A 16,129-nucleotide genomic window follows, 5' to 3' on the forward strand; every position below is an offset into this window, starting at 1 on the left:
ATTTAACCGATTTTATATTTAAAAAACTCAACATCCCCCGACAGAAAGTATAGTCTCGCATGTCAGCTTTAAACCCTAATTGTTCATTGGCTTCAACTGTATCAGCACCTTGATCTTGCAAGTGGTATGCTCGAATTTTATTTATCAAGCCTATTCCCCGTCCTTCTTGGCGCAAATAGAGTAATACACCACTCCCAGCATCAACAATATTCTCCATAGCTCTGGCAAGTTGAAACCCACAATCACAACGAGCACTAAATAAAGCATCACCCGTGAGGCACTCTGAGTGTAAGCGAATAAGCGGAGGTATCTCAGGATCCAGTTTGCCATACACTAATGCTAAGTGTTCTTTCCCTGAGGAAACCTCTGTAAAACCATACATTTGGAATGTCCCCCATTGAGTGGGTAACTTTGCACTATCGACAAAATGGACATGGTTAAAAGGTTCTTGTTGTGCAAAATGACTACGCACTTCCATCAATATTTTACCTAATTCGTTCTGGCCTCGACCATCACCACCATCTCCCCAAAATGCATCTTTGTGAGAATGCTCTTTAATCACACAAGTGCCCGTCGAGACAAGTAAGTGCGTAAAATGCGGATTTTGACGAAACTTTTCAAATACAACATAGCGCATCACGGTTGTTCGGACCTCCATCCAATCGTGCTTTACTTGGTCTTGATATTGGCGGCTTAATTGAAAAGCTTCATCGGGCGTTGATGCATTCAGTATCAGTTCCTGGATACTTTTATCTGTGAATTTTTGAGCTTGATAATAGTGTTCACTTGTCGGCCACACTACATCGCTTAATGATATTGGACTTGCGGAAAAATTAGATAAAAAACCATGATCATCTTGAGGCTCATAAAAGAATATTTCATCTACCATTCTAGTTACTCCATAACGTTAACAGTATCCCTAGCCATGAAGTGTCTTTTCGACACTACAGATATGTCTATTTTTATCGGCACATTTTATAGTCTAGTCCATTTGAATATTCATCATGTAGCATTTGAATAATTTATTCTTTAGAATTGCCGCCTGGTGTAATTCCACTTAAAATCAGGGATAAATACGCAAATAAAAATCACGTTATCTCGACTTGGATTAGAAAAAGGATACAAAATGAACTTCAAATGGATTCTATTTGATGCCGATGAAACATTATTTCACTTCGATGCATACGAAGGACTTAGGCTAATGTTTGAACGGTTTGGCATCACTTTTAGTCGAGATGATTTTGCTCACTACCAACAAGTAAACAAACCGCTGTGGGTAGACTATCAAGATGGGAAAATCACAGCTCAGGAACTCCAGCATACCCGTTTTGAGTTGTGGGCTAAAAAGTTAGACGTTACAACCACAGACCTTAACAGTGCCTTTCTCTCAGCAATGGCCGATATCTGCGCCCCATTGCCTGGCGCTAAAGAACTGCTAGATTTCCTTCAGGGTAAAGCTCAGTTAGGTATTATTACTAACGGGTTTACAGAACTTCAACAAGTTCGGTTAGAACGAACTGGATTTTCTCAACATTTTGCAGCGTTGATCATTTCAGAGCAAGTTGGCATTGCCAAGCCTGACCGGGGTATTTTTGAGCATGCTTTTGCCTTGATGGGTAATCCTGATAAAAGAGATGTATTGATGGTTGGCGATAATCCACACTCAGATATTTTAGGTGGCAATAACGTGGGGATTTCGACTTGCTGGTTAAACGCATCAGGACAACCAGTGCCTAATGGTGTGAAGCCGTGCTACCAAGTCAGCTCACTTGACGAACTACATACTATGTTAAAGCCACATTATTAATACACGCCAGATACTCCTTTTAGGATGGCGCTAATAAGCTAGGCGCATATTAGCTAAATAATCTAACCAAATTAAAAACTTTACAACCACAGCATATCCCTTTATGTTGTGGTTATTCTTCCAAAACACAGATGTGAATCATGCCAATGTTAGCTATTAGCAGTATAAATGTATGTTCAAACGCACTTTTGAATGCGTCTCACACTGTGGTCTCTGTCGTCGTCGTGGTCTCTCACTAACGCTGACAGCTAATTATTTCGTCAGCCTGGCTGATGAAATAGTGACACTCCTGCTTTTTCCCTCGCCAAGCTGACCTAACAAAAAACACAACAAAAAGGTTAGTACATGAAAAAGCGTGATTTAGCAGCAATAGGGTTTATGACCTTCGCGCTGTTCCTCGGAGCAGGCAACCTAATTTTCCCCCCACTAATGGCACAACAAGCAGGTGACTACTGGCTAATTGCGATTGCAGGTTTCTTACTAACGGCTGTTGGCTTACCCGCACTCACTATTATCGTATTAGGACAACTATCTTCAGCTGAAAAACTCACCAGTGCTTTACCCACTTGGATGAACCGTACTTTTTGGTTTTTGGTGCTCACTACACTTGGGCCTGCATTTGTATTACCGCGTGCTGTAACCGTAGCATACGAAATGGGTATTAAGCCCTTTACAGACGCCAACCTGTTATTACCTTTTTCAATCCTGTTCTGCTTCATCACTCTTTTGCTTGCTTTAAAACCAGGGAAGTTACTGGATTATATTGGCAAGGTCATGACACCAACCTTAATTGCAATGCTTACATTACTTGTTGTGGCAGCATTGGTTAATCCTCTGGGAACCAGCCTTCCGGCGACACAAGATTACCTAGAACAACCTATTGTGAACGGTCTTATTCAAGGCTATATGACGCTTGATGCTATTGCCGCAGTTGCTTTTGGCTGGGTAATCATTAATACCATTAAGAGTAAAGGTGTAACCAGCAAAGCTGATTTGGCAAGGTATAGCAAATGGATTGCGCTTATTTACGTTGTGTTGATGTCTTTATGCTATTTAGCTATGGGATATTTAGGTGCGACGTCTTCGACTATTGCTCCTAACGCTGCCAATGGTGGAGAAATCCTGACACGCTATGCTGCTGGTGAATTCGGCTATGCTGGCCAACTTTTATTAGCAGGCATTACATTAATGGCATGTCTAACGACAACGGTTGGTTTAACCAATGCAAATGCTGAGTATTACCGTAACACTTATAACGTACCTTTTTACCGCAGCGTAATCATTGTGACAGTGTTGACTGCAGCTGTATCAAATGTAGGCCTAGAACAGATTATTACAGTAAGCTTGCCCGCAATACTTATCCTGTGCCCTATTGCTATTGCATTAATATTAAGCATTATCTTTTTGCCTAAACGCGCTATTAATGCAGGGCTTCAAAGTAGAGTTGTTATTGCTGCAACCATCTTTGGTAGCATTGATGCATTTTCTGTTTTAGATATGATTCCAGCGGCCCTAAACGTTCAGTTTAATCAATGGTTACCGCTTTATGAATACCACTTGAGTTGGTTAATCCCTGTTGCAATTCTCTTCGTTGGATTAAAAATAACTCAACGAACACAACCTACAGCATGTGCTGAAACAGTATAAGCTAAACACTAACCGCCAGTATGTTTACACTGGCGGTTAACTGTTACAGCTTTTAATGTTAACGCAACAAAAAACACACATAATTTAATGTCGTACGAAATATAGCCATAAGAATAATTATCACCCTGGCATATCAAACAAAATAAGGTTTCAATAAAAGTCTGAATTTTGTTTAAGGTAATACTTTACATCTATGTTCATTCCGCATATTGTAAATGTGTTGCCGAGGTTGAATATAGGTTCATCATGTTTTTACGTACAGCTAAAGTCATTGCAAAAAACTCATATAAGACAGAGTTAGCTGTGCGCGCAACAAACTCAATTATCATCATTATTCTAGCGATTATTCGCTAGGCTGACGGTGATAACTTTCCGTCAGCCGAGCTGATGGAAAGGTAGTATCCCTCTATATTTACTTTATCCCTTCATTAGCTCGTTAGACGGTTCACACAATACAGATTGTAGGACAGTCAATGAATACAGCATTGAAAACACAAGATTTACTCGCCATAGGCTTAATGACATTTGCCCTTTTCCTTGGTGCAGGTAACCTGATCTTCCCACCCTCAATGGGACTCGAAGCAGGAACAAATTTACTGCCAGCTATGGTGGGGTTCTTAATCACAGCCGTTGGCCTGCCAGCATTTACCCTAATTGTATTAGGACGTATCACGAATACAAATAACCTCACAAAAGCCCTACCGCCTTGGCTTGGGAAAACCTTTTGGGTACTGCTGTTCACTTCTATCGGCCCCGCTTTTGGTATGCCTAGGGCTGTGACCGTTGCTTATGAGATGGGTATAAAACCTTTTGTCGATGGCGACTACCTGCTTATTTTTACCCTTATCTTTTGTGGCGTCACTCTATTGTTGGCTTTTACACCAGGAAAACTCGTCGATTATATTGGTAAATTCATGACACCAGCATTGATCTTAATGTTAATCGCGCTTTCTGTTGCAGCAATTACATCACCATTAGGCGTGCCTCAAATGCCAAGTGCTGATTACCAAAACAGTGCAGTTACACATGGCTTAATTCAAGGCTACATGACTATGGATGGGATTGCTGCTGTTGGCTTTGGCTGGGTGATCATTCAAGCGATTAATGCTAAAGGCGTAACAGCCCCTAAAGATGTGGCTCGAGTGTCTCTTTATGTAGCTGGAATTTATGCAGTTCTAATGGGCGCTTGTTATCTGGCTATGGGTTACGTAGGAGCAACAGCAAGTACTATTGCAAACGGTGCTACCAATGGTGGTGAAATTCTCACACTTTATGTTCATGGTATTTTTGGTGAATATGGCCAAGTTTTACTGGCTGCTATCATCATTATGGCGTGTCTAACCACAACTGTTGGTCTCACGAATGCTAGCGCCGAATATTATCGCTCATCGTTCAAAGCACCTTTTGCACTCACTTCAATCATTGTTGTGACTCTAACCTGTGTCGTCGCAAATTTTGGCTTAGCACAGATTATCCAAGTCAGCTTACCTGCCATTCTTCTGTTGTGCCCAATAGCTATTGCACTGGTTATGGCGTCTTTTGTTGGCTCAATCAATGAAGCGATCAAGCCTAGCCATGTAAGCGTTTTAGTGGTGACATTAGTGTTTGGTGCTGTGGATGCTCTTGCTATTTTAGAGCTAATGCCAACGGCAATGCATGAGCAATTAACAGATACACTTCCACTCTATAGCGCACATGCAAGCTGGTTATTACCTTGCTTGTTAGTCCTTGTGTTTAATTCTGCTTATTCGTTCTTTGAGCAGCGTAAAACATGCACTGCTTAATACTACAGTTATAAAAAATTCCCTGGGCGCTTAGCACCAGGGAATTTTGATATAGTATAAAGAGCTTAGTGCTGAACTAGAATTAATACGGAATAGCACTACTCGCATCATGTTTTGATTGATAAACGCAGCCATCTGTCCTCCACAAGCATAAAAATTTTCGTTCATAAAGAAAATAACTATGCTGTTTTTTTATGATCTTATAGCGCGTTTTCATTCCTTTAAAATCAAATAACCATTTCATGGTAATGTTTCTCTTTTCACTGAACTTACAGTAATCAAATTACTATAAAACAGAGTGCGCAAGAGAAATACTCAATGATTTTGCGATTCATCTTTCACTTTTAATTTTTGATCTTGAGCCCAAATACAATTACTGACACATCAGTAAACAGTGATAACCTCACATTATAAGCAAAAAAAAGCGACCACTCATTGTGACCGCTTAGCAACTGATACATAACTAACTGAGTTTAGGTTATCTATCACAACCTGATCTTAGCTTATTCAGGTTTACGTTTACCTGTCATAAAGTCAGATAAGATTTCTGGTGTCAACTCACCAGATTCTTCTAAACGCTTTAGTTCTGCAACTATAGCTTGCTGCTCTTCTAGTGAAGGGATCGGCAACTCAGGTTCTTTTTTGATCGCTTCAGGATCAATCGATAGGTTCTCAAGCATTGTTTTTCTCACTAATACAAATTCTGCACACAGTATAACGCAATCAAAAAAAATAAGAATTGATCCCATTATCCTCTTAGTTAGAATTCGAATTAACTGACTAATTAACAAGCATATTATTCATACCATACGCTAGAGATACCACCGTAATTACGGACTCCCCCTCACTAACATCTATCAAAAATCGCATAACAATCGACGTTATTTCTAACTTAATAATGTTCTTCTTTTAATGAATGCGTTTTCTGGAAATGGATCGAAAGCACTAGAAGGGATAAGCAGTGATATGATCGTCAGTGAAAACTCCCTTACTCCTGCAAGGGAGAATTCAATTATACCATTGGGACTTCATCTCCCACCAACTGACCATCACGAATAGTGATAATCCGTTTAGTTCGCTGCGCTAATTCCAAATCATGAGTGACGACAATAATGGTTCGTCCCTCTTGATGAAGCTGGTTAAATAGCAACTCAATTTCAGCACCAGATTTAGTATCTAGTGCGCCAGTTGGCTCATCAGCTAAAATAATTTGAGGCTCATTCACTAACGCTCGCGCAATGGCAACACGTTGCTTTTGACCACCAGATAACTGATTGGGCTTATGATCCATACGATTACCCAAGCCAACCTTTTCAAGCAATACCGCTGCGCGTTTACGCCTTTCACGCAAAGACACACCACCATAGACTAAAGGCAAGGCAACGTTATCGAGCGCACTGGCGTATTCCAACAAATTAAAGCTTTGAAATACAAAACCAATTTTTTGATTTCGGATCGCTGCCAGTTGGTTACTGGTTAAGCCTTCAATCGATTCGCCTTCTAGCAAGTATTCACCACTGCTGGCTTTATCTAAGCATCCCAGCATATTCATTAAGGTCGACTTACCCGAGCCTGACGGGCCTAGAATAGAAAGGAACTCACCTTTATTGATGGTTAAACTGACTTCATCGAGTGCTTTAACCACTTCAGCACCGCTTTGATAAATCTTACTGATAGCTTGTAATTCTACTAATGACATAACTAATTAATCTCTACTCGCCTTGCAGCGCTTCTAATGGTGTCACGCTGGCGGCTTGTCTTGCAGGAAACCATGCAGCAAGTAAACCAACAAGTGCTAATGCACCAACCACGACCATAACAACAGCCAATGACAGCTCAGGTACGGGTCGACCAAGCTCTTCATACAAGTAATTACCCTCAATCGGTATGGCCGATAAAACTTGTACCGCCGATTGTGAAATCACTAATCCAATCAAGCCACCAAGCCCCATCGTCAGAAACGCCTGCACTAAATAATGCAAAGTAATATCCGTAGGCGTCGCACCAATCGCCATTCGCACACCAATATCTCGAGTCGCTCGCTTCACCGATGCATACATCACATTGGCAATACCCACGCCCGCCACCAGCAAGGTGACTAAACCAATAATGCCAAGGAAACTTTGTAGACCAAGCAAAAATGTCTTCATGGTTTTCTGGCGTTCCAGCATGTCTTCTAACTGCACAATTTCGGTGTCTTGCAGACTCGCCCCGTATTTACGGCTGATCACTTGACGAATCGTATTGGCAAGTAACGTACGATCAGTGCCTTCAGCTGGGTAAACTTCTAACGCAGAAACTGGCGCATTGGTGTTGAAACGTTGCCAAGTGGTAAAGGGAATAAATACCGCATAATTGGCAGGTACACCTTCACCCACTCGCATTGCTGAAGGTTTAAGTATGCCGACTATGGTAAAAGACTCTTCGCCAATTTTGACTGCTTTACCAACCGGTGACTCATCAAGCTTCGGTAAGTTATCCCAATCCGTGATCTCTCCTTTATAGAAAAGCTCAACCGCAACACTCTCTCCCAATACAATTACTTTACGCTGTTCTTTCAAATCCAAAGGATTTAACCAGCGTCCGCCGTCTGCAATAGAAAAGCCCATCATGGATTGATAATTCGCAGAAACCGCCATTGGGGCTTGCCAACTTACTTGTTTGTTATTAATAACCTCTTTGTCCCATGTCACTACAGATTCAGCTGCTTTTACGGCGGGTAACGCACGAACAAGATCGATGTCTTCAGCATAAAGTTTAAGCATTTTCCCTTGATTAAACTGGCCGTAATTCATGCTCGCCATACCACCCATGACACGGATTAATTTACCGTTACCACTTTCAGCATGACGCGTTAGTCCTTGACGAAGACCTTCGCCAATCGAAAGCATTAAGGCAATACAAATAGTTGCCCACGCGATAGCAAGAATCATCAAGCCAAGACGTAGTTTTTCCGCGGCCATTTCTTGGAATATCTGTCGAAATGGAATCATGCTACCCCCTCGCACTTAGTGCAATAACAGGCGTTAAGCGTGCAGCCCGACGAGCAGGGAACCAAGCAGCTAGTAGAGCAAGAATAATGGTGACACCTACCGTTAACCACAGTGACCAAGTTGTAATTTCAGGTATACCCAGCCAAGCGGGTAAACCGATTGCAAGCAAACCTTCTACTGCACCATAAGCCAATAGCACCCCGACTAAACACCCTAAAGCCACCAGCAAACAACCTTCGACAATAAAGTGGTTTAAAATATCTCGTTGTCTTGCACCAACCGCCAAGCGCACACCAATCTCTCGTGTCCGCTCTGTTACTGATAAGAACATGATATTCGCCACACCTAATGCGCCAACAGCCAATGTCATCACACCGCTCGCCCCCAGAAAGGTTTGAATACCGCGTAATAATGCATCGAAAAACTTAGCATCTTCACCAAAGTTAGGAAGCCAAATGGCATTCGGATCAGCAGGATTAAAGTGTTCAATTTTAGCGAAGTAATGTTGCAAGCTTTTACGTAACAAAGCACCAGATACATCCTCATGCGGCTTAACCCAAAGCTGCGAGGGCTTGGCATACCATAAGTCTAAATATGTTTTAGACGGGATGATCACTTGATTATCTTCACGGCGACCAAAGGCGCTGCCACCTTCAGCTTGCTGGGTTAATCCAACCACAGTAAAAGGTACCCCATTCACTTTTAGCTCGCTCCCGATCCCTAAATTCGCTTGTTTCGCCAGTTGCCAGCCAATAACAGCGACACGTGAATGGTTAGCCATATCACTCGGGTTGATGCCCCGAGAACCTTGCTGTAAACGGACATTACGTAATTCGGAGTAATACTGATCCGCACCACGAACATAGCCAGGGATCGTTCTGCCTGTTACGTCTGTCACGCTCGCATCCCATTTAAAATAAAGGACAGATACGGCATCTATTTCCTTGTGTTCAACCAATTTACGAGCGGTTTCCTCACGAAAGGTAATAGAACGCCCTGCTGGAAGCCCTTGCCACGGCTGTGTTGTTTGACCATTCATAGCAAGTTGGGTATCACTCATCAATACTGCGAACGATTTAACATTCACTTGGTAAAATCCTTCACCAAGAGCCACTAAGACAAGCACAGCCAAAATCCCCCAACTCACCGCAATCACGGCCAATGCAGCCCGCAACTTATGTGCAAACAGCGTTTGATAGATCTGCTGAAGTAGCATCATGAATGAAGAGCCTTACTCACCATAGAAATCGCATTATCGTCCAACTGGCCAACAGCTTTGAGTAAAGCTGCACGATTTTTCCAATACTGATAAAGTAAAACTTGCAAGGCATTTTTACTGTCAAACAAACGGTTATGCGCTCGAATAACTTCTAGAGAATCAATTAAGCCTGCGCCATAAACAGATTGCTTACTCGATAGTACTTGCTGCCTAGAATTTACCTGTTGCAGCGCCATTTCTACACGTTGCCAATCAAGCGCTAGCTTACGGTAGCGAATTTGCACATCCTGCTTTAACTGAATTTCAACAGCACGTACATCTTGTTTAGCTTGTAATATCTGCAAAGAGGCTTTTTCTACACTGGCACTTGTTGAACCATTCAAATCAAGAGGAACGCTGAGGTTTAACCCTGCGTACAAATCGTTACTATTCGACTTGGTTTCATTGCGATAGCCGACATTACCGTTCACAGTTGGGTAGTACCCCGCTTTAGCAGTGTCTTTATTTATTTGTGCGGCTTTTAGATTTTGTAAGGCAACTAGTAGTTCAGGGCTATTATCTCTCGCCATTTTCAACCAATGCTGCTCACCGTTATATTTTAGCGGTGGCGCAAACAGTTGTTCTGCATTTACTTCATCCACCTGATCGGGCATGACATTAATCAAATTTGCCAAGGCAGCTTGATTATCCAGTAGTTGAGCTTTAGCCTTCAAAATAGAGGCTTGGTCATCAACATGGCTTGCTCGGGTATCTTCAAGATCCGTCGCCATAATTTTACCCGCTTTGAAGCGCTGCTCAGTCAGCCCTAATAACTTGGCACTTTCGTTATATTTTTGCTCTGCGAGGTTAAGTGCAGCTTGCGACGATGCGACATCTAAATAAGCCGATATCACCTTTTCCGCCAAGGCATTCTTTTGAGCGGATGTTTGTAACGCTTTACTCATTAGACGCGCTTCACTCGCATCTAATGTTCGCCACTTTGTGCTATCCCATATCGTTTGTTCTAAACGAATACCGTATTGCCCCGTCACTTCATCACTGTTCGAGTCACTCCAATTAGCGCCAGCACTTGCGGTAATACCGGGTAATAAACCCGCTCGAGAACTATCAACATCGGCTTCCCCAATTTGGACATCAATTTGTGATTTCAAATATTGCGGTTCATTGGCTTTAGCAGCGAGCCAAGCATCAGACAAAGTAATGGCATTCACTACAGGGCTAAACGCAGTGACCGCCATAACTGAACATGTTAACGCGATGCCAGCCATGACCCGATTTAAGCGAAGTGGCTTTATCGTCAAAGTCAGCATATTTCGATTAAGCATTAGGGGCTCCCATCATACTGGCATCGAGAATAGCTTCACCTTCCGAAATACCTTCAATAACCTGAACATTAATACCATCTGACAGACCTAGTTTAACGGGCTGAACACGGAAACCAACTTCACTCTCATCGGGGATCAATACAGACGGCGATTCACCATCAAACTGCAGTGCTCGCTCAGGAATAGTGGGGACATCGGTTACGGACTTCAATGTGATCTTTGCGGTTGCAGAAAAACCAGAACGCACACGTAATGACGCTGGAAATAAAATATTATCTATTTCGATCTGAAAACCATTATCAAAATTACCGTTAGTCGCTTGGCCATTCACAGCATTCAATTTTTCAGACTGCACCGCGACTTTGTTTAAGTTCGCTTCAACACTGACTTCTGGGTATGGCGCTAATGTCAGGTTCGCCGCCATACCTGGAGATAACTGCGCGGCATCATGTTCACTCACGCTCCCTTTGAATATGATGTTGTCCATGTTAGCCATCGACATCATGACAGTCGCAGCTTGATTGGATTCTGTTGAAATAATGGGTTCTCCCACTTCAACTAATACATTCAAGACGGTGCCAGAAATAGGCGCATAGATAGTCGATGATAACTTGGCTTTACCAACTGAAGATTCACCACTTTGAATAAGGTCGAGGTTTTGTTTTTTCTGACGTAAATCTGCTTCTGCCTGACGTACCTCGGCTTTAGCACCAATGAAGTCGCCGTAGTTTTTTGGGATAACCTTATTTTTGACAAGCCCTGCTAAGTTATCGTATTTTTGCTGTGCAGAGTCTAACCTTGCTTGACTGGTCATTACGTCTGTTACAGCTTGCGTTAACTTTTGTGGCGTTGGGTTTGGTCTGATCTTAAACAGCGCAGTACCCGCTTCAACTTGCTCACCAGTCTGGTGATAGATCTCTTCAACGATCCCTTCTAATTGCGATTTAATTTGTACTGAATGCGCAGGAACAATTTTACCTACCGCAATCGCGGTTTTTTCAATATGGCCTTGTTCAACAGTCAAAGTAGGTTGTGTCGCAGAAGTGTCTTCTACAGGCGTTTGAAAATAAAAGTATCCACCAGTCGCTAATGCAATAGCTATAGCGCCAGAAATCCAACGTTTTTTCATAATTATATTCGTAATGACTTTGGTTTATAGGAGTTATTGACCAGAAGGTCTGCGTGAAGTTCAAAAAATAATACATCGTGCAATTCGATATAGCTAGCCATAATAGAAAAGCCTCCACATAAATGCAGAGGCTTAACCTTAAAAGCACAATTTCACTGACAAATATACTTGGCCAGCATGGTTAGCCGTCAGAAAGGAGGTGCTCGGTAAAACCAATATCAACCAAAGATTGGAATGCAAGCCATACATCATCAGGAATAGACTGCTCAATCGCATATTCGAAATCAGGATAAACACGAATGCGCTGTAAATCACCCAGCATAACGTTGATCAAATCACTGTAGCTGATCACATCATTGGGGTATTCATCGAAAGAGATTGCAGGCGAGGTAACAATACATTGCTTATTCGGCCACTGACGCATAAAGGTCGCGTAGGTCCGTCGCTCCATGAATGGCTTTTGAACAAGAATAAAATGTTGCGGGTCTAACCTTTCATTTTCAAGCAAGGCTTGTGTAAATTGAATGTTCTCACCCGTATTTGTCGACTGAGGCTCGACTAAAATCTTACTTTCAGGCACCCCAAGATCAGCCGCTATCTGAGCAAAGTGCTCAGCTTCAGATCCCTTAAACATGCCCAGAGTGAGCTCACCGACACCGCCAGAAAAAACAATAAAGGGCGCATAGCCATCTAAATACAGTTGCGCCGCATACTCAGCAACTCGAACATCATTACTGCATAACACAAAAATACAATCACTTTTGATAAGCGTATGGTCTAACTTATGGTAATCCCATACTTTTTGAGCCAATGCATGAAGTTGTTTAGCCATGTGATTTCCCTTTCCAAAATTCATTAAATGTTCTTACTTAATGTGAGAACATTTAATGAAATTAAGATGACTTTGCCGATATTATTTGAATACTGTGATTAATGAGCAAACAAGACTAGTTTGCGCGTTTTAACCAAATAGGTGAAATCTCACAGCTACCCTTACCAGCGCTTAACCATGCTTGCTCACTTTCAATGGTTAATTGAAGTTGCATTGAGCGCTCAAGCAAAGCTTCCATTTCAGCTAAAGATTCATCTTTAATCTGAATAATCTCTAGATTTTTGTATACCGACAGTTTTTGTTGGTGTTGTTGCCACCATTTAGCCGTCGCGTTATCACCATATACAACCAATAAAACTTGCTTGGCTTTATTGCATGACTTCTTAATGCGCTTTTCATCTGGTAGACCTAAATCCACCCAAAGTTCGATTTCATCACTGTAGTTTTTATTCCACAGTTCTGGCTCATCAACATCACTAAGACCTTTGGTGAAAACAAGATCTTCTGACGCTTTAAGGCCCCATGCTAACAAACGTAACATCAAGCGTTGTTCAGTTTCAGATGGGTGCTGGGCAACCGTGTGGTTTACGTCTAAATAAACGTGACGGTCAAGATCGGCAACATTGTACTGTGCCTTATAGATAGTGGCTTTTAGCGCCATGAGAGTGTACACCTAGGAAGTTAATATCAGGAGTGTAGCCAGAATGGGAGGGTTAAGCAATTTCCATTTTATTCAGATAGATAAGCATTCACTTTAACTGCTTTTATTGTTCAAATAACCACCGTATCTGTAGCTATTTTACTTACTTAAAATTAATGAACTGACATTCCATTCACCTTTAATTAAGGCTTCTTTTTTGGCTTTGGTCTGGCGTTTAATTCGATATTCTAACTGCATAGCAAGGCGCTTATCGCCAACCTCCTGTGACCACACCAACGACAAGGGTCCCTTGCCTTTGAGTGCTTTTGCACCTTGCTTACCGGATTGGTGCTGCGAGAAACGACGTAAAACATCAACAGTCACCCCGCAATACAAGCTATTGTTTCGCATTCGGATCAAATACACCGACCAAGGCTTTTCCTCAGCAAGAACTGTTGAATCTGCGGACGTAATTTGACTATCTGGCTCAGTTTTTATCGGTACACCAGCCCCTTTAGACTCGTTCATCGTTCTCTATAGGTCTTCTATTGTTACAGTTGAAACACAAACCAAAATCAAAAAGCCCAGCAAAAGATGCTGAGCTTTGTAGTATCTATTTTTTTATTCCTAAGATTAGCTAATCGTTAGCTTGTAAGGCTTTCAAGCAATTCACGTAACTCTGCAACATCTTGTGTTAGTGAAGCAACCTGCTCTTCCAATTCAACAATACGCTCTTCTGATACATTCGATTTTGCGTTTGTAACTGCAGGTGCTGCAACAACAAAATTATCAACATCCACAGCACCGCTAAACAAATGCATGTAACGACAATCACGCTTCCCATTTTCACGAGGTAGCTTAACGACAAACGGGCCTTTCGGGTGTTCGGCTAAATGATCGAGTACCGTTTCTGCTTCTTTCACATCGGAAAATTTACATAAGCGATTCGTACGGGTACGGATTTCACCAGCAGATTGCGCACCACGAAGCAGCATGACACATACCGCGCCTTTCTCTTGATCGCTAAACTGGAATGTACTGAATTCAGTATTACAAAAACGGTGCTGGAACTTAGCAACTCGGCTGCCACTTCCTGTGACTTCTTGAATATAGTGCCGTGATTTTAGCACCTCAACCGTATCAAGTACTTCTGCATCTGTAAGTGCCATCACGGGTTCACGACTACTTTTTTGATTACAAGCCGTAGTAATCGCATTCAATGTTAAGGGATACTGATCGGGGGTAGTGACTTCCTTCTCGAGTAAACAACCAATCACACGCGCTTCATTTGGTGAAAAGTTAATATTCATGACCTATTCCTCTACCCTCAATGTGCTAATTTCCATAAAATTTATGGAGATACTTCTAAACACATTAGCACGACGCTTGTACACAGCAAGCTCCAATATTTTAACTGCTGAAAATTCAAGCACAGATGGAATGAAAGTGAGAGCAAAGTCGCACTTCATACATGTGCCGCCATTAGCTACATCCACAAAAAAAGCGCCCTCAGGCGCTTTTCATAAGATAAAATGCGTTATTGCTGAACTTCAAAACCTGGGGTGTACACTTCTACACGGCGGTTTTGAGCACGGCCTTCTTCATTATCATTTGTTGCAATCGGCTGTGTCTCACCACGTCCTTCAGTTTTAATGCGGTTCGCATCAATATTAAAGTGACCAGCGAGGTAACCCGCTACCACATCAGCACGCTCTACAGATAATTTCTGGTTGTATGCTTCTGCACCGCGGCTATCTGTATGACCAATCACAAATAGTTCAGTGGCTGGATAGTCCACTAGGCGCTGCGCAATAGGCTGCAAGCGATCAATATCGGCTTGAGATAGTGCATTACTATCAAAACCAAATGGCAATAATTCTGTTAATGGTTCAACTTGAACAACTACGGGTTCAATCGGTGCAGCTTCAACAACAGGCTCTGGCTCAACGACAGCAACAGGCGCTGGCGCCCCCCAACCGTAAACTAAACTAATACCGTAGAATTGAGCGTCGATACGACCCGTCTTATCTTTGTCACCTAGATCAAAGTAATATTGATACTCTAATCGGGTTGATAGATTCTTAGTAAAGAAGTATTCAGCACCTACACCCGCCGTAGGCGCAAAGCCATTTTTATTCTCACCGCCGGCTTTTACTTTGTAACCATAACCACCTGCTTTTGCGAAAAGATCAAAAGATTCCATCGCTTGCCAAGTAAATTTACCCACAAGATCGATACCTTGTGTTTCGAAAGAGCCACCACCGTCAACTTTACTTTTTAGTTTGCCAAGATGAGTATAACCACCTTCTAAAGCAAACCAAGGAACAAAGTTATAACCAACGAAAACACCACCGCCGAAATCATCTTTATCTAGCTGATCATCAGCTCCTTTAATGATTCCTTCGAAATTGCTGTAATGCGTACCACCAATACGGGCACCCGCATACCAAGGGTTATCACTTACTGCGTGTGCTGCTCCTGAGATCAATAGAGCTAGCGGTAGAACATAGGTGAACTTAGACATATTGAATATCCTTATTATTTTGAGCCACTACAAGATAATATTTAGTTCCAGTTAAAACTAAATACAAAATTAAAATGTGAAAAATTACAAGTATGTCTAACTTTCGATATATACGTCACATATCAGTACATTTATTTTGTATAATTATCACCTTGTAGTGGTCAACTAAAATTGGTCACGGTTTTAGAGCTTTCCCAATATAATCGTTCTGACTCATTGGGAGTTAGAC

The 16,129-nt window shown here is 42.0% G+C and carries 15 protein-coding genes; 3 read left to right on the forward strand and 12 right to left on the reverse strand.

Annotated features, from left to right (window positions below; translation table 11 throughout):
* A partial coding sequence (ybiA, locus tag ASV53_RS15820; RefSeq protein ID WP_094957788.1) for a riboflavin biosynthesis intermediates N-glycosidase occupies positions 1-889 on the reverse strand: 889 nt, incomplete at its 3' end.
* A gap of 237 nt (positions 890-1,126) precedes the next feature.
* Here ybiA and yjjG point away from each other — a divergent pair.
* The 3 genes from yjjG (at position 1,127) to brnQ (ASV53_RS15835) (ending at position 5,238) form a co-directional block, all read left to right on the forward strand.
* Positions 1,127-1,807, forward strand: coding sequence for a pyrimidine 5'-nucleotidase (yjjG, locus tag ASV53_RS15825; protein ID WP_094957789.1), 681 nt, complete (start codon positions 1,127-1,129; stop codon positions 1,805-1,807).
* A 345-nt stretch (positions 1,808-2,152) separates the two neighbouring features.
* Positions 2,153-3,454 carry a branched-chain amino acid transport system II carrier protein gene (brnQ, locus tag ASV53_RS15830; RefSeq protein WP_094957790.1) on the forward strand — a complete coding sequence of 434 codons (1,302 nt, stop codon included), beginning with the start codon at positions 2,153-2,155 and terminating at the stop codon, positions 3,452-3,454.
* A gap of 485 nt (positions 3,455-3,939) precedes the next feature.
* Positions 3,940-5,238 carry a branched-chain amino acid transport system II carrier protein gene (gene brnQ / locus ASV53_RS15835; protein ID WP_062689449.1) on the forward strand — a complete coding sequence of 433 codons (1,299 nt, stop codon included), beginning with the start codon at positions 3,940-3,942 and terminating at the stop codon, positions 5,236-5,238.
* 503 nt (positions 5,239-5,741) lie between these two features.
* Here brnQ (ASV53_RS15835) and ASV53_RS15840 read toward each other — a convergent pair.
* From ASV53_RS15840 to ASV53_RS15890, 11 genes are all read right to left on the reverse strand, one after another.
* Complete coding sequence (locus tag ASV53_RS15840; protein WP_062689447.1) at positions 5,742-5,918, reverse strand: restriction endonuclease subunit S domain-containing protein; 177 nt, start codon at positions 5,916-5,918, stop codon at positions 5,742-5,744.
* A gap of 332 nt (positions 5,919-6,250) precedes the next feature.
* The gene (locus ASV53_RS15845) at positions 6,251-6,937 is read right to left on the reverse strand and encodes an ABC transporter ATP-binding protein (protein WP_062689417.1); all 687 of its coding nucleotides are present in this window, start codon (positions 6,935-6,937) and stop codon (positions 6,251-6,253) included.
* A 13-nt stretch (positions 6,938-6,950) separates the two neighbouring features.
* Entirely contained in the window at positions 6,951-8,231 is a 1,281-nt protein-coding gene (locus ASV53_RS15850) for an ABC transporter permease (protein ID WP_094957791.1), read from the reverse strand.
* 1 nt (position 8,232) lies between these two features.
* On the reverse strand, positions 8,233-9,450 hold the full coding sequence (locus ASV53_RS15855; protein ID WP_094957792.1) for an ABC transporter permease: 1,218 nt from the start codon (positions 9,448-9,450) through the stop codon (positions 8,233-8,235).
* Positions 9,447-10,775 (reverse strand): TolC family protein, encoded by a 1,329-nt coding sequence (locus tag ASV53_RS15860; RefSeq protein ID WP_094957793.1) that lies wholly within the window; start codon positions 10,773-10,775, stop codon positions 9,447-9,449. The genes ASV53_RS15855 and ASV53_RS15860 overlap by 4 nt, the downstream gene beginning before the upstream one ends.
* On the reverse strand, positions 10,768-11,904 hold the full coding sequence (locus ASV53_RS15865) for an efflux RND transporter periplasmic adaptor subunit (protein WP_062689411.1): 1,137 nt from the start codon (positions 11,902-11,904) through the stop codon (positions 10,768-10,770). Before ASV53_RS15865 ends, ASV53_RS15860 begins: the two co-directional genes overlap by 8 nt.
* Before the next feature lie 181 nt (positions 11,905-12,085).
* Positions 12,086-12,736 carry a YdcF family protein gene (locus ASV53_RS15870; RefSeq protein WP_094957794.1) on the reverse strand — a complete coding sequence of 217 codons (651 nt, stop codon included), beginning with the start codon at positions 12,734-12,736 and terminating at the stop codon, positions 12,086-12,088.
* 115 nt (positions 12,737-12,851) lie between these two features.
* Positions 12,852-13,397 carry a YaeQ family protein gene (locus ASV53_RS15875; RefSeq protein ID WP_094957795.1) on the reverse strand — a complete coding sequence of 182 codons (546 nt, stop codon included), beginning with the start codon at positions 13,395-13,397 and terminating at the stop codon, positions 12,852-12,854.
* Positions 13,398-13,535: 138 nt separating this feature from the next.
* Positions 13,536-13,904: a GIY-YIG nuclease family protein gene (locus ASV53_RS15880; protein WP_094957796.1), complete on the reverse strand. Its 369-nt coding sequence runs from the start codon at positions 13,902-13,904 to the stop codon at positions 13,536-13,538.
* A 116-nt stretch (positions 13,905-14,020) separates the two neighbouring features.
* Complete coding sequence (locus ASV53_RS15885) at positions 14,021-14,686, reverse strand: YceH family protein (protein WP_094957797.1); 666 nt, start codon at positions 14,684-14,686, stop codon at positions 14,021-14,023.
* Between the two features lie 227 nt (positions 14,687-14,913).
* A complete protein-coding gene (locus tag ASV53_RS15890; protein WP_094957798.1) occupies positions 14,914-15,900 on the reverse strand; it encodes an OmpA family protein in 987 nt (328 codons plus the stop codon).
* Positions 15,901-16,129 lie beyond the last annotated feature (229 nt).

Origin of the sequence: Photobacterium sanguinicancri (genome assembly GCF_002265265.1) — a bacterium.
GTDB lineage: Bacteria > Pseudomonadota > Gammaproteobacteria > Enterobacterales > Vibrionaceae > Photobacterium > Photobacterium sanguinicancri.

Excerpts from the sequence above, each read along its gene's own strand:
- ASV53_RS15875 (WP_094957795.1), bottom strand. The coding sequence starts at position 13,397 with ATGGCGCTAAAAGCCACTATCTATAAGGCACAGTACAATGTTGCCGAT.
- yjjG (WP_094957789.1), top strand. The coding sequence starts at position 1,127 with ATGAACTTCAAATGGATTCTATTTGATGCCGATGAAACATTATTTCAC.
- ASV53_RS15860 (WP_094957793.1), bottom strand. The coding sequence starts at position 10,775 with ATGCTTAATCGAAATATGCTGACTTTGACGATAAAGCCACTTCGCTTA.
- ASV53_RS15840 (WP_062689447.1), bottom strand. The coding sequence starts at position 5,918 with ATGCTTGAGAACCTATCGATTGATCCTGAAGCGATCAAAAAAGAACCT.
- ASV53_RS15850 (WP_094957791.1), bottom strand. The coding sequence starts at position 8,231 with ATGATTCCATTTCGACAGATATTCCAAGAAATGGCCGCGGAAAAACTA.
- ASV53_RS15855 (WP_094957792.1), bottom strand. The coding sequence starts at position 9,450 with ATGATGCTACTTCAGCAGATCTATCAAACGCTGTTTGCACATAAGTTG.
- ASV53_RS15885 (WP_094957797.1), bottom strand. The coding sequence starts at position 14,686 with ATGAATATTAACTTTTCACCAAATGAAGCGCGTGTGATTGGTTGTTTA.
- ASV53_RS15865 (WP_062689411.1), bottom strand. The coding sequence starts at position 11,904 with ATGAAAAAACGTTGGATTTCTGGCGCTATAGCTATTGCATTAGCGACT.
- brnQ (WP_094957790.1), top strand. The coding sequence starts at position 2,153 with ATGAAAAAGCGTGATTTAGCAGCAATAGGGTTTATGACCTTCGCGCTG.
- ASV53_RS15890 (WP_094957798.1), bottom strand. The coding sequence starts at position 15,900 with ATGTCTAAGTTCACCTATGTTCTACCGCTAGCTCTATTGATCTCAGGA.
- ASV53_RS15845 (WP_062689417.1), bottom strand. The coding sequence starts at position 6,937 with ATGTCATTAGTAGAATTACAAGCTATCAGTAAGATTTATCAAAGCGGT.
- ASV53_RS15870 (WP_094957794.1), bottom strand. The coding sequence starts at position 12,736 with ATGGCTAAACAACTTCATGCATTGGCTCAAAAAGTATGGGATTACCAT.
- ASV53_RS15880 (WP_094957796.1), bottom strand. The coding sequence starts at position 13,904 with ATGAACGAGTCTAAAGGGGCTGGTGTACCGATAAAAACTGAGCCAGAT.